The organism is Gemmobacter aquatilis (assembly GCF_900110025.1).
In the GTDB taxonomy this organism is placed as follows: Bacteria; Pseudomonadota; Alphaproteobacteria; order Rhodobacterales; family Rhodobacteraceae; genus Gemmobacter; species Gemmobacter aquatilis.
Window position 1 is genome coordinate 203,592 of record NZ_FOCE01000003.1, and the last position, 13,126, is coordinate 216,717.

The window sequence follows — 13,126 nt, forward strand, 5'->3', positions numbered from 1 at the left end:
AGTTGCGGCAGGGAGGACCGGACATGCGGCATTTGTTCAGGGCTTTGGCTGGGGTCGTGCTGCTGCTGGCGGCGCTGGCGGTGTGGAAGCGCGACGATCTTGTGCGCCTGCAAGCGGTGCTGACGTTGTTCGAGGAAGATCGGATCACCGGCAATTTCAGCCATATGGACGCGGCCTTCCTGTCGGTGCCGGTGCCCAAGGGCAGCACGCCGCCCCTGCCCCTGCCTGCGGGCACGCCCTTTGACTTGCCGCAGGCGGCGCAGGATTGGGTGGTGGAACGGGCGGTCACCGCGCTGGTGATCGTGAAGGACGGCGCGCTGCGGCACGAAAGCTATTACCTTGGCACCGGGCCAGAGGATCGGCGGATTGGCTGGTCTGTCTCGAAAAGCTTTCTGTCGGCGCTGATGGGCACGCTGGTCGCGGAAGGTGTGATCGCGCTGGACCGGCAGGTGGTGGACTATGTGCCCGCCCTGCGCGGATCGGCCTATGAAGGGGCGACGGTGCGACAGGTGGCCAACATGACCTCGGGCGTGGCCTTTGACGAGGATTATCTGGATTTCTGGAGCGACATCAACAAGATGGGCCGGGTTCTGGGGCTTGGCGGCTCGATGGACGACTTCACGGCGGGCATCACGGCGCGGCGCGGGGCGCCGGGCGGGCCTTGGGCCTATGTGTCGATCGACACGCATGTTCTGGGCATGGTGATCCGGGGCGCGACCGGGCGCGCGGTGGTGGACCTGCTGGCCGAGCGGATCATCGCGCCGCTGGGGTTTGAGGTGGAGCCCTACTACCTGACCGATGGCACGGGCCAGCCCTTCGTGCTGGGCGGGTTGAACCTGATCACGCGCGATTATGCGCGGATGGGGGTGCTGTTCGCGCAGAACGGGCAGGTGCAGGGGCGCCAGATCGTGCCGGCCGACTGGATCGCCGTCTCTACCCGCCCGCAGGCAGACACGCCGCCGGGCAAGATGGGCTACGGCTATCAGTGGTGGATCCCGCAAGGCGCCGAGCCGGGCGAGTTTCTGGCGCAGGGGGTTTACGGCCAGTTCATCTATATCAACCAGCGCGCGGGCGTGGTGATTGCGGCGAATGGTGCCGACAGGGGCTTTACGGCAGAGGGGGTCGAGGCGCAGAATATCGCCATGTTCCGCACCCTTACCGCCGCAATGGAGGCCGCAGATGGTTGACAAGGAAACCTCGGTCAATGTTCTGGGCGGGCGGCTGGAAAGCTGTTCCACCGCGCCGGTGACCGGATTCTTCCGCAATGGCTGCTGCGATACCGGGCCTGCGGATGCCGGACGGCATACGGTCTGTGCGGTGATGACGGCAGAGTTTCTGGCAATGTCGAAATATCTGGGCAATGACCTGAGCACGCCGCGCCCGGAATACGGCTTTGCCGGGCTGAAGCCGGGGGATCACTGGTGCCTGTGCGCCGGGCGCTTCCTGCAGGCGCATCAGGAAGGGGCGGCGCCACAGGTGCGGCTGGCGGCGACGCATCTTCGCACGCTGGATATCGTGCCGCTGTCGGTGCTGCGCGGCTATGCCACCGATCTGCCGAAGTGATCAGGCGGCGCGGGCCGGTTTCGGCGGGGCGGTGCGGATCGGGCTGTCGTCGCGCATCAACTCCTCGATGAACAGGCTGAGCAGTTGCGGGCGCCCGGTCACCCCGGCCTTGCGATAGATCGCATTGGTCTGCGCCTTCACCGTGCCTTCCGAGGTTTCGCGCAGGCTGGCGATTTCGGCGGTGGACAGGCCCTTGATCGCGAACAGCGCCACATCGCGTTCGGCGGGGGTCAGCGCCCATTCGGTAAAGCGTTCCTCCAGCATCTCGGCAAAGGCGCCCGAGGCGCGGCGCAGGCGTTCTTCGGCGACATTGCGTTCGCCCAGCACATGACGCAGTGCATAGGTGCCTAGGCCCAGGCCGATCAGCAGGCCGAAGGCGGCGCAAATCTCGATGATCTCGCGCAGTTCCCAACTGATCGGGACGGCGGTGATGCCCACCACCGACGAGAAGATGTCGAGGATGAACACCGCCGCGCAGAGAATCTGGATCGCCAGCAGCGCTGCGATACCCAAGGGCGCGCGGGTCAGCAGGCGGTGAAACCCGGTGGCGGGCGCGCTCACGGCGCCCCTCCCACGGGGTCGCCCTTGCCCACCTCGGAGCTGCGGTCCAGCAGTTCGGGCGCATCGCCGGTATCAGCTGCCGTTGCCGTTGCAGCAGTGGAGCCCGCCCCCATGCCATGGCCCGACGAACGGTCTGCATAGCGCGGGATCAGGCTTTGGTAATCGCGAAGAATCTCGCCAGTGCGGGGGTTTACGACGATTTCGCGCTGAAACTCGCCCAGAACGGCAGTGATGCGCAACCGGCCCAGCAGGGTATGGCCAACTTCGACGCGGCCATAGCCCTGCGCCGTAAGTTGGGCCACAAGCTGCTCCTCCAGCGGATCGGCCCGCAGGGGGGCGGAGGCAAAGGTGGCCAGCAGAAGCACAAGCGGGAACAGATGTTTCATCGTTGTCTCTTGATGCGCCGGGGCTGCGACATACAAAGCCGCCCCGAGCTTGGCACCCCGGGGCAGCATGTCAAGCGCGGCTGCGGCTCAGTTGTCGCAGGTTTTGGTCACGGTGGCGTCACAGGCCCGGCCTTGCGCGGCTTTTGCGCTGGGAGTGCTGGCTTGCGGGGTGCGCGGCGTGCCACCGAAGGTCTGCATCACCGCAGGGTCGATTTCGACACCGCCACAGGCTTCGCAGAAATCCGGGCTGCCCCCGGCCCAGACCATGCCGTCATCGACCACGACATCGGGGGTCTCTTCCACCGGGTCTTCGGAGATGTCGGTCGGGTCTTCCTCGGTCGGCGGTTCTTCGGTCGGGTCTTCTTCGTCCCCGCGACAGAAATCGCAGTTCTCGCGGCCATCGATCCAACCGTCGATCGGATCGACAAGAGCGCCGTCATCGACGGGATCGTCTATGCTGCCATCGTCGGCGGGATCATCGACAGGTGTGTCGTCGGCAAGTGTATCGTCGGTGGTGTCATCCGTGGCCGGATCGCCGACGCTGCCCTCCTCCGAGGTGGCCTCATCTTCCGTGGTCACCCTCACCAGCGGCCCGTTCAGGGCCTGGCCCGGCAGGGTGATCCCGCCGGGGGGCACCATCGGCAGGGCCAGCGCGGTGCCGGGAACCAGCAGCCAGAGCGCGGCGCCTGTCAGAAATGCGCGGGTCACATCAACCTTCATCGAAACCTCCCCAAAACCTGTATCAGGTCCATCACGCCAAACACCCGGCGCCAGACCATCAGGCGCCCCTGCCCCCGCCGCGTCCATGCCGCAAATGTTTAGAAGGCCCCGATTCCGCAGAAATCGGGGCCTAAACCAGAGTTTATCACGAAATGGGGGCGTCAGATCTTCATGTCGAAGCCAAGGTGCTTGGCCACGGTAAAGATGTCCTTGTCGCCGCGGCCACACATGTTCATCACGATGATATGGTCGCGCGGCAGGGTGGGCGCCAGCTTGATCACATGGGCCAGCGCATGAGACGGCTCCAGCGCGGGGATGATGCCTTCCAGCTTGCAGGACAACTGGAACGCCTCCAGCGCCTCGGCATCGGTGATGCTGACATATTTGGCCCGGCCCGTATCGTGCAGCCACGAATGTTCCGGCCCGATGCCGGGGTAATCGAGCCCTGCCGAGATCGAGAAGCCTTCGAGGATCTGGCCGTCGTCATCCTGCAGCAGATAGGTGCGGTTGCCATGCAGCACGCCGGGGCGCCCGCCGGTCAGGCTGGCGCAATGCTGCATCCGCGCGTCCACGCCCTTGCCGCCCGCCTCGACCCCGATGATGTTGACCGACGGATCATCGAGGAAGGGGAAGAACAGGCCCATGGCGTTCGACCCGCCACCGATGGCCGCCACCAGCGTGTCGGGCAGACGGCCCTCGCCTTCCTGTTCGGCCAGTTGCCAGCGCACTTCCTTGCCGATGATCGACTGGAAATCGCGCACCATGGCCGGATAGGGATGCGGGCCGGCCACCGTGCCGATGCAATAGAAGGTGTCGCGCACATTGGTCACCCAGTCGCGCAGCGCGTCGTTCATCGCGTCTTTCAGCGTGCCGCGGCCGGAGGTGACCGGAATCACCTCGGCGCCCAGCAGGCGCATGCGGAAGACGTTGGGCGCCTGCCGTTCCACATCATGCGCGCCCATATAGACCACGCATTGCAGCCCGAACTTGGCGCAGACCGTGGCGGTGGCCACGCCATGCTGGCCCGCCCCGGTTTCGGCGATGATGCGGGTCTTGCCCATGCGGCGGGCGAGGATGATCTGGCCCAGCACATTGTTGATCTTGTGCGCGCCGGTATGGTTCAGCTCATCCCGCTTGAGATAGATCTTGGCGCCGCCCAGATGCTCGGTCAGACGCGGGGCGAAATACAGCGGGCTGGGTCGGCCGACATAGTGCTTCCACAGATCGTCCATCTCGGCCCAGAAGGCCGGGTCGGTCTTGGCGAACTCATACCGCTCTTCCAGATCCAGGATCAGCGGCATCAGGGTTTCAGATACGAAACGCCCGCCGAAAATGCCGAACCGGCCCTGTTCGTCCGGCCCCGTCATGAAGCTGTTGATCCCGTCCTCGGCCATGGCTGCCCCCTGCGTGTGTTGCCCCCGATGTAGCGCGGATGGGAACCGGGGGAAAGGGGGCTGTCTGCCCCCTCTTGAGCGCGGCGCGCTCAATTCACCCCCGAGAGTATTTTTGTCAGGTTGAATGAGGAAGCCTTTGTCCTGGCGCGACGGTCCGGCCTTATGGGCAAAGGCACCAGGATTTCGGAATCCTTCGTGCGTTCTATGGGGAAACGGTCCCCATGCAAGGCAAGACGGGGATTGCCCTTTGGCCCGATGCATGTCGCAGAACTTCGCGCAAGCGGTCTCCCCGCCCTTCCTGAAGGAAGAATTGGCTCAGAGTGCGAACGGTGGCAGGGCGGAGGACGTGTTACGACAGGATGGGCTGTTTCGTTGCCGTGCGACTATAATCAGCCCAGTTGCGTCTCACAGACTGGGGCTTATGTTCCTTTTACGCTGATTTTATCAGCGCAGGCGACATCTGCCGGAATATGCCGACCGGGAACGGATGGCCGCCCCCTGTTGACGCCCGCGTTCAGGCGAAAAGGCGTGACTTCTGCGCAGCGTGTGGAGAAGCTTGCGGTATTGGGAATCGATGGAAAGGAGGGGAACGCCCGCAACACGCTTTCCTGTGGGGAGTTTACTGCGGCGTTCCAGGTGCAATGCCTAAACGAAATTGGCTGCGAAAAGGTTGGTCTGTAATAATATATTACTTGAGCCTGGCACTTCAAGTACTTGTATTGCCTATTATATTGTTGATATCTGCATACCTTTCATATCTTTGCTATACCGGTTCTGTAGAACAGTCCGCAATCGAAGACGAATCCAAGCTGCGCAGCAAAAGCTCCTTCAACGCCATCTACCAAGCAGAGTGGCAGCGATGCTCGGGCCTCACCATCGCCGAGCGCAAGGACTGCCGGATTGACACAGAAGAAGCGATCCGCGAAAACGAACTCAAGGAGCATGATCTTGTAGCGCAAGAGGTTACCGCTCTGTGGACGCGTATAACTGGTCTTGCCGCTATTCTCGGTGCTTTGTCTGGCCTTCTCGGTCTTGGACTGATTTGGGCGGCTTACAAGGAATCCCGTGAGACGAATAAGGGTTCCCGCGAGGCGAATGCGATTACCCGAGAGATTGGTCAGGCACAGGTGAGAGCTTATCTTTCCATCAAAACGGCAACATATACGCGGGATAGTGATGGGACAAGCAAGATAGCCTTGGAATTTATTAACACCGGCCAGAGCCCCGCATCTGATATTGAGGTCATTGTAACTGCAGATCTCAAAGACGAAGTGAACAAGAACAGTATCACGACACCTCTAAATGTAGACATATGGAAACCTGGTGCAGTTGCCGCTAGAGAAATAATATCTGGTGTATTTGCTGTACTTCCTCCCGCTCATTCCGATAACAAAACCACGATCTCTTACGAAGTGACCATAATGTTTCGAACAGTCTTTGATGACCTTGGTGTTAGGGTACTGAAAGTCAGTGGCAGCCGCAATTTGGCCAACATTAGGCATGTCAGCTGCGGGCGTCTGGAACTCCCCCGAGAACATGCCGCAGAACACAAGGTGGAAACCGCCCAACCACCTCAGCCCCTCCTGCCGCCTGCGGCGTCTGCCACGTAAGGCCGGGGCGTCTTGCCGGGATGACTGCAAACCCCTGCCTTTGCCCTTCATCTTGGCGCAAATATCCTCAGGGGGTGAGCCGCGCAGCGGCGAGGGGGCGCGAGCGCCCCCTTGGGACGGGTCAGCCCGGCAGGCGAAAGCCGGTGGGCGCCAGTGCCGCCCGGGTGAAGGCGGCGATCTTGCCTGCGTCCTTGATCCCCGGTGCGGATTCCACCCCCGAGGAGACATCGACCTGCCGCGCATTGGTCAGGCGGATCGCCTCGGCGACGTTTTCGGGGGTCAGGCCGCCCGCCAGCATCCAGGGCTTCAGCCAGCGGCGCTGCGCCACCAGCCGCCAGTCGAAGGAGAGGCCATTGCCCCCCGGCAGGGCGGCACCTTTCGGGGGCTTGGCGTCGATCAGCAACTGGTCGGCCACAAGGCTGTACTCGAACAGCGGCGCCAGATCGCCTTCATCGGCCACGCCCAGCGCCTTCATCACCGGCAGGCCATAGCGGGCGCGCACGTCCGCCACGCGGTCGGGCGATTCGTGGCCGTGCAGTTGCAACATGTCGAGCGGCACCGCTTCGACAATCGCATCCAGCGTGGCGTCATCGGCATCGACGGTCAGCGCGACCTTGGCGAGGCCGATGGGTGCTGCGAGGGCCAGATCGCGGGCGACTTCAAGGCTCAGATGCCGGGGGCTTTTGGCGAAGAACACGAAGCCCGCATAGGCCGCGCCTGCGGCGGCGACCGCAGCCACATCCGCCACGGTCCGCAGACCGCAGATCTTTACCCGGATGTCCGCCATGGGTCAGCTTGCCTTCTTCTTCTCGATCAGCGAGAGAACATCATCCTGCTGCACTTCGCCCTTGGCATCGCGCATCGCGGCGAGTTCGCGCTGCAGGCGGCGGGCTTCGGCGGCCTTGCTGGAGGCTTCGGCCCGGTGGCGGTGTTCGCGCAGCCATTCCCAGACGAAGCCGATCAGCAGGCCGATGGCCACGCCGCCGAACAGCACGGCGAACAGTGGCAGATCCATCTGCCAGCCATAGCCGAGCAGGGCGGTCAGATCATCGGGCAGCGCCTTGACGGTGACCGGCGCCCGGTTGGCGAGGGCCACGGTCAGCAGGCACAGGGCGATGGCCAGCAGGACGAGATAGCGGAGATATCGCAGCATCGGCCCCGGGGCCTCCCCTCCCCTGTCGCTTACGCTTTGCCGTTCAGGCGGTCGCGCAGCAACTTGCCGGTCTTGAAGAACGGCACTTTCTTGTCTTCCACCTCGACCGATTCGCCGGTGCGGGGGTTGCGCCCGGTGCGGGCGTCGCGTTCCTTCACCGAGAAGGCGCCGAAGCCGCGCAGTTCCACCCGGTCGCCTTTGGCGAGTGCCTCGATGATCTCATCGAAGACAGTGTTCACGATCCGCTCTACATGGCGTTGCGTGAGATGCGGGTTTTCATCCGCGATCTTCTGGATCAGTTCCGAACGGATCATCCGAAAATTCCCCCCAGGGGCAAGGTCATGGCAGCCGGCCCGCATTTCTTGGTCTGAGGGGACTATAGGCGGAAATCTTCGGCGCACAAAAGGAAAACCGTGCAATCGCCATGACTTGGCCGGGTGGCCCGGCGTTTTATCGCCAGAAACGGCACAGGCCCCGCCTTTCGGCGGGGCCTGCATGTCCTGACCGAGGGTCAGGATCAGGTACGATCGGCCTTGAGCGCCGCGCCGAGGATATCCCCCAGCGATGCACCCGAATCGGACGAGCCATACTGTTCCACGGCTTCTTTCTCTTCGGCGATTTCCTTCGCCTTGATCGAGAGGCCGAGGCGGCGGGTTTTCGAATCCACGTTGGTCACGCGGGCATCGACTTTGTCGCCAACCTGGAAACGCTCGGGGCGCTGGTCGGCACGGTCGCGGGCCAGATCCGAACGGCGGATGAAAGCCTTCATGCCGTTGTATTCGACCTCGATGCCGCCGTCTTCGATCGCGGTCACGGTGCAGGTGACAACACCGCCCCGCTTCACGCCATCAACCGCGTCGGTGAAGGTGTCGTCGCCCAGAGCCTTGATCGACAGCGAGATACGCTCTTTGTCGATATCCACTTCGGTGACGGCGGCCTTGACCGTGTCGCCCTTGCGGTAGTTCTGGATCGCGTCTTCGCCGCGCTGGTCCCACGACAGGTCGGACAGGTGAACCATGCCGTCGATGTCGTTTTCCAGACCCACGAACAGACCGAATTCGGTGATGTTCTTGACTTCGCCTTCGATGGCGGTGCCAACCGGGTGGTTTTCGGCAAACACTTCCCACGGGTTGCGCTGGGTCTGCTTGAGGCCCAGGGACACGCGGCGCTTGGCGCTGTCGATTTCCAGCACCATGACGTCAACCTCTTGCGAGGTGGAGACGATCTTGCCGGGGTGCACGTTCTTCTTGGTCCACGACATTTCGGAGACGTGAACGAGACCCTCGACACCGGCTTCCAGCTCCACGAAGGCGCCGTAATCGGTGATGTTGGTGACACGGCCCTTGTGGACCGAGTTGATCGGATAGGCTTTTTCCACGGCATCCCACGGATCGGACTGAAGCTGCTTCATGCCGAGCGAGATACGATGGGTTTCCTTGTTGATCTTGATGACCTGCACTTTGACAGTTTCACCGATCGCCAGGATTTCCGACGGGTGGTTGACGCGGCGCCAGGCCATGTCGGTGACGTGCAGCAGGCCGTCCACGCCGCCGAGGTCAACGAAGGCACCGTATTCGGTGATGTTCTTGACCACGCCATCCACGGTCTGACCTTCGGTCAGGTTGGAGATGACTTCGGCACGCTGTTCGGCGCGCGATTCTTCAAGGATCGCACGGCGCGAGACAACGATGTTGCCGCGACGACGGTCCATCTTCAGGATCTGGAAGGGCTGCTTGATGCCCATCAGCGGGCCGGCGTCGCGCACGGGGCGCACGTCAACCTGCGAACCCGGCAGGAACGCAACAGCGCCGCCCAGATCGACGGTGAAGCCACCCTTGACGCGGCCAAAGATCGCGCCATCGACGCGGGTCTCGTTGGCGTAGGCTTTTTCCAGACGGTCCCAAGCTTCTTCGCGGCGGGCCTTGTCACGGCTGATGACAGCTTCGCCACGGGCATTCTCGACGCGGTCAAGGTAGACCTCGACTTCATCGCCCACGTTGATGTTCGGGGCTTCGCCGGGATTCGCGAATTCTTTCAGATCGACGCGGCCTTCCATCTTGTAGCCGACGTCGATGATGGCCTGGCCCGCTTCGATCGCGATGACCCGGCCTTTGACAACCGAACCCTCTTCGGGGGTGTCAATCTCGAAGCTCTCTTTCAGAAGGGCTTCGAATTCTTCCATGGATGCTTTAGCGCACATATAGATCAGTTTCCTTTACACGTGATTTTACTGGCCTTGCGGTTGGCTCCGCCGGTCTTTGCTCACCCCGTTTGGCAATGCCGCTGGCTGGCCGGAAAACCGGCACGAGACGCGACTCTGCCTCGGGATGAGCGGCCTATACTGCCTTTGCCCTGTCAAAACAAGCAAAAGAGGCTGGCGGATCAGTCGCAGACCCTGACGCGCAGAAGGCTGCCGGGGGCGGGCAGCGGCGGCGGGCCGGGTGGTGCCGGGTCTGCCGAGGCCAGCGGCGGCAGGCGGCCCGCGACGGGATCTGCCGGGCCGACGCCGGGCGGCGGGGCGGCATGTGGCAGGCGCGCGACCTCGCGCCGCTGGCACAGGGACAGACCACGGACCGCAACGCCGCCCCCTGCCGCCAGATCGCCCAGCACGATCCGGTGCCCCTGTTTGCGCGCCACGTCCGTCAGCGCGAAATCCAGCGGGCCGATCACCAGATGGCGGGTGTCGGGGCCGAACAGCGCGGTGTCATCCTGCCATGTGGCGCCCAGATCCAATCGGATGTCATACCGGCCCGGCGGCACCAGCACCCGGAAGAACGCGCCGCCCCGCACATAGGCCGACAGAACGAGCGTGCCGGTGTCCGGGTCCACCAGCCGCAACAACGCGTCCTGCCCGGCGGGGCTTTGCACCAGCAACGGAAAGCTGCGCGGCAGGGCGGTGTGGCTGGCGATCAGGCCGGGTTCGGGCGGCGCGGCAAAGGGCACGCCGGGGGCGAACAGCACGAATGCCACTGCGCAGGTGACAGATTGAAGAAGGGCCCGGATCATCCTGCCACATTCGGCGGATCGCCCTGCGCCTGCAAGGGCCAAGATAAACCGCCCGGAGGACTGCTCTCCGGGCGAATTTTCTGCGAAAATTCGGAATCAGCCCCGCGCCAGCGTGGCGCCAAGGCCGGTCATCAGCCCTTCAAAGATCGGGAAGGAGGTGACGATGGGCGAGGCGTCATCGACCGAAACCGGCTGTTGCGCGGCCATGCCGGCCACCAGAAAGCTCATGGCGATGCGGTGATCCAGATGGGTGGCCGCCGTGGCGCCCCCCGGCATGCCGCCCGGCCCCCTGCCGTGGACGATGAGGGTATCCTCATCTTCCTCGATGGTCACGCCGCACGCCTCAAGGCCCCGCGCCATGGCGTCGATGCGGTCGGATTCCTTCACGCGCAATTCCTTGACGCCCTTCATCACGGTCTTGCCCGTGGCAAAGGCGGCCACGACCGAGAGGATCGGGTATTCGTCGATCATGCTGGGCGCACGGTCGGGCGGCACCTCGATGCCCTGCATGTTGCCCGAGAAGCGCACGCGCAGATCGGCCACCGGCTCGCCCCCCTCGGTCCGCGGGTTCTGGAAGTCGATCTCGGCGCCCATCTCGACAAGGGTGATGTAGAGGCCGTTGCGCGTCAGGTTCTGGCTGACGCCGGGCACGAGGATGTCGGAGCCTTCGACGATCAGCGCGGCGCAGACCGGGAAGGCGGCAGAGGACGGATCGCGCGGCACGGCCACGGTTTGCGGGCGCAGTTCGGGCTGGCCGGTGAGGGTGATGATATGCCCCTCGGCGCCCTTTTCGACATGCAGTTGCGCGCCGAAGCCCAGCAGCATCCGTTCGGAATGGTCGCGCGTCGGTTCGCGCTCGATCACCACGGTTTCGCCGGGGGCGTTGAGGCCGGCCAGCAGCACCGCCGATTTCACCTGCGCCGAGGCGACGGGCAGCGCATAGCGCACCGGCACGGGATTGGCGGCGCCGACCACGGTCATCGGCAGGCGCCCGCCTTGCCGGCCATAGGCGCGGGCGCCGAACAGGGAAAGCGGATCGGTGACGCGGCCCATCGGGCGTTTGCGCAGCGAGGCGTCGCCGGTGAAGGTGGCGGTCATCGCGGTGGTGGCCATGCAGCCCATGATCAGCCGCACGCCGGTGCCGGAATTGCCGCAGTCGATCACATCGGCGGGTTCGCGGAAGCCGCCGACGCCCACGCCATGCACCGACCAGGCGCCGGGGGCGTGCTGCGTCACCTCGGCCCCGAAGGCGCGCATGGCTTTTGCGGTATCCAGCACGTCCTGCCCTTCGAGCAGGCCGGTGATCTTCGTCTCGCCCACCGCCATGGCGCCGAAGATCAGCGCGCGGTGGCTGATCGACTTGTCGCCCGGCACGGCGGCGGTGCCGCGCAGCGGCCCCGATTTGCGGGCGGTCATCGGTTGCGGTTCGCCATGGCCAGACATCGGGGTTCCTCTGCGCAAATTCTGCGCCCCCGGTTAGCGCAACCGCGCGGGCCGGTCCAGTCTTTCAGGACGGGTGGCCCGGCGGGCGTGGCGCGGGAATGGGGCGGCAGACGCCTTCGGCGAGAGTATTTGGGCCAGGATGAATGGGCAGGTGTTTCACCCTGGTTCAAATACTCAATTCTGCCGCTGCCGCTTGCGGGGCCTCGAAGGTCAGCGCTGCTCGCCCAGCCAGCGTTCCGGGTTGGTTTCGGCGATCTGGCGGAACAGGTCTTCGCCAAGCCCCGCGCGCAAGCGGACGGCCATGGCACGTTCTGACAGGTCTTCTTGCCGGGTCATGTAGAAATCCGATCCGAACAGGGTACGGGCGCGCAGTCTGGGGTGGGAGAGAAACAGGCGCAGGAAGGGCAAAAAGGCCTCGGACTGGAACAGGGTATAGGAGACATCGGTCCAGAGATTGGGAAAATCGCCGCTTTCGATCATCTGGCGCAGGGTGACCAGCCAGTTGTCGGTCTGCCGGGCATAGGGGTTGAGGCCGTCGGCGATATAGCTCTCCCAATCGCATTGACCGCCAAAATGGGCGAGGTTGACCTGCATCTGCGGGAAGGCGCGCAGGACGGGGGCGAAGGCCATGGGCGAGGAGACGCGATCCGCCTCGGCGCGCGGCAGGGGGCCGGTGACGCCGCCGCGCGAACAATGGCTGACCACGGCAAGGCGGCGGGCGTTCAGCAGCGGGTAGATGTCGCGCATCAGGGTGGGGTGGTCGGGGGCGTAACCGAGGCGGGGGTAAAGTTTCAACCCGCGGAAGCCGAGGGTTTCGATGCAGCGGCGCACCTCGTCCGCCGCCCCTGGCAGGCGGGGGTCGCAGGTGGCGAAGGGGAGGACCAAGCCGGGGTTGGCCCGGGCCAGCGCCGCCAATTCGTCATGCTGGGCGGCAAGGCTCGCGCGGGGTGCGCCTTGCCCCAGGCCCGCCATCTGCATCGGCAGCACGACAAAGCGGGTGCCGCGCGGGTATTGCGCCACAAGCCGGGCGAAGATTTCGGCCTGAGACGTGGCGCGCGCCTCGCATTGAAAGCGGTGCAGGCGCCGCAGGCTGGCAGCGGCCTGTTCATGGCCGATCACGCGCGCCGCAAGGCCCAGCCCACGCACGAGGCCGGGCAAGCGCTTGAACGGGGTCAGCAGCGGATGGGGATAGCGCGCCGGGATATGCGCGTCGGTGAAGGTATGGGTGTGGCAATTGGTGATGCGGATGCGCGACATAGGCCCCTCGACTGGCTGAGGCGGCCAGACTGC

The 13,126-nt window shown here is 64.3% G+C and carries 15 protein-coding genes; 4 read left to right on the forward strand and 11 right to left on the reverse strand.

Annotation, left to right across the window (positions count from 1 at the left end; translation table 11 throughout):
* Window positions 1-23: 23 nt before the first annotated feature.
* Together BMX43_RS07840 and BMX43_RS07845 are read left to right on the forward strand one after the other, a co-directional pair.
* The gene (locus BMX43_RS07840) at window positions 24-1,187 is read left to right on the forward strand and encodes a serine hydrolase domain-containing protein (RefSeq protein ID WP_091299733.1); all 1,164 of its coding nucleotides are present in this window, start codon (window positions 24-26) and stop codon (window positions 1,185-1,187) included.
* Window positions 1,180-1,563, forward strand: coding sequence for a DUF2237 family protein (locus BMX43_RS07845; protein ID WP_091299736.1), 384 nt, complete (start codon window positions 1,180-1,182; stop codon window positions 1,561-1,563). The genes BMX43_RS07840 and BMX43_RS07845 overlap by 8 nt, the downstream gene beginning before the upstream one ends.
* Here the strand turns inward: BMX43_RS07845 and BMX43_RS07850 are convergent, their stop codons facing one another.
* The 4 genes from BMX43_RS07850 to trpB form a co-directional block, all read right to left on the reverse strand.
* On the reverse strand, window positions 1,564-2,124 hold the full coding sequence (locus BMX43_RS07850) for a helix-turn-helix transcriptional regulator (RefSeq protein ID WP_245749411.1): 561 nt from the start codon (window positions 2,122-2,124) through the stop codon (window positions 1,564-1,566).
* Window positions 2,121-2,510, reverse strand: a complete 390-nt coding sequence (locus tag BMX43_RS07855) for a hypothetical protein (protein WP_091299740.1) — start codon at window positions 2,508-2,510, stop codon at window positions 2,121-2,123. The genes BMX43_RS07850 and BMX43_RS07855 overlap by 4 nt, the downstream gene beginning before the upstream one ends.
* An 87-nt stretch (window positions 2,511-2,597) precedes the next feature.
* Entirely contained in the window at window positions 2,598-3,230 is a 633-nt protein-coding gene (locus BMX43_RS07860) for a hypothetical protein (protein ID WP_091299743.1), read from the reverse strand.
* A 161-nt stretch (window positions 3,231-3,391) separates the two neighbouring features.
* Window positions 3,392-4,624 (reverse strand): tryptophan synthase subunit beta, encoded by a 1,233-nt coding sequence (gene trpB, locus BMX43_RS07865; protein WP_091299747.1) that lies wholly within the window; start codon window positions 4,622-4,624, stop codon window positions 3,392-3,394.
* A gap of 255 nt (window positions 4,625-4,879) precedes the next feature.
* On the opposite strand from trpB, the gene BMX43_RS20155 reads away from it, so the two are divergent.
* Both BMX43_RS20155 and BMX43_RS19465 read left to right on the forward strand, forming a co-directional pair.
* On the forward strand, window positions 4,880-5,305 hold the full coding sequence (locus BMX43_RS20155; protein ID WP_245749412.1) for a DUF6471 domain-containing protein: 426 nt from the start codon (window positions 4,880-4,882) through the stop codon (window positions 5,303-5,305).
* Window positions 5,306-5,316: 11 nt separating this feature from the next.
* Window positions 5,317-6,234: a hypothetical protein gene (locus BMX43_RS19465; RefSeq protein ID WP_139201549.1), complete on the forward strand. Its 918-nt coding sequence runs from the start codon at window positions 5,317-5,319 to the stop codon at window positions 6,232-6,234.
* Between the two features lie 121 nt (window positions 6,235-6,355).
* Here the strand turns inward: BMX43_RS19465 and BMX43_RS07880 are convergent, their stop codons facing one another.
* The 7 genes from BMX43_RS07880 to BMX43_RS07910 all read right to left on the reverse strand — a co-directional run bounded on the left by BMX43_RS07880 (window position 6,356) and on the right by BMX43_RS07910 (window position 13,093).
* Window positions 6,356-7,021, reverse strand: a complete 666-nt coding sequence (locus BMX43_RS07880) for a phosphoribosylanthranilate isomerase (RefSeq protein ID WP_091299754.1) — start codon at window positions 7,019-7,021, stop codon at window positions 6,356-6,358.
* 3 nt (window positions 7,022-7,024) lie between these two features.
* On the reverse strand, window positions 7,025-7,387 hold the full coding sequence (locus tag BMX43_RS07885) for a lipopolysaccharide assembly protein LapA domain-containing protein (RefSeq protein ID WP_091299758.1): 363 nt from the start codon (window positions 7,385-7,387) through the stop codon (window positions 7,025-7,027).
* A gap of 29 nt (window positions 7,388-7,416) precedes the next feature.
* Window positions 7,417-7,701 carry an integration host factor subunit beta gene (gene ihfB / locus BMX43_RS07890; RefSeq protein ID WP_091300201.1) on the reverse strand — a complete coding sequence of 95 codons (285 nt, stop codon included), beginning with the start codon at window positions 7,699-7,701 and terminating at the stop codon, window positions 7,417-7,419.
* Between the two features lie 203 nt (window positions 7,702-7,904).
* Window positions 7,905-9,587: a 30S ribosomal protein S1 gene (gene rpsA, locus BMX43_RS07895; protein WP_091299761.1), complete on the reverse strand. Its 1,683-nt coding sequence runs from the start codon at window positions 9,585-9,587 to the stop codon at window positions 7,905-7,907.
* Between the two features lie 182 nt (window positions 9,588-9,769).
* Entirely contained in the window at window positions 9,770-10,393 is a 624-nt protein-coding gene (locus BMX43_RS07900) for a hypothetical protein (RefSeq protein WP_091299765.1), read from the reverse strand.
* 96 nt (window positions 10,394-10,489) lie between these two features.
* The gene (gene aroA, locus BMX43_RS07905; protein WP_091299768.1) at window positions 10,490-11,836 is read right to left on the reverse strand and encodes a 3-phosphoshikimate 1-carboxyvinyltransferase; all 1,347 of its coding nucleotides are present in this window, start codon (window positions 11,834-11,836) and stop codon (window positions 10,490-10,492) included.
* A gap of 210 nt (window positions 11,837-12,046) precedes the next feature.
* Window positions 12,047-13,093: an amidohydrolase family protein gene (locus tag BMX43_RS07910; protein ID WP_091299772.1), complete on the reverse strand. Its 1,047-nt coding sequence runs from the start codon at window positions 13,091-13,093 to the stop codon at window positions 12,047-12,049.
* Window positions 13,094-13,126: the final 33 nt, after the last annotated feature.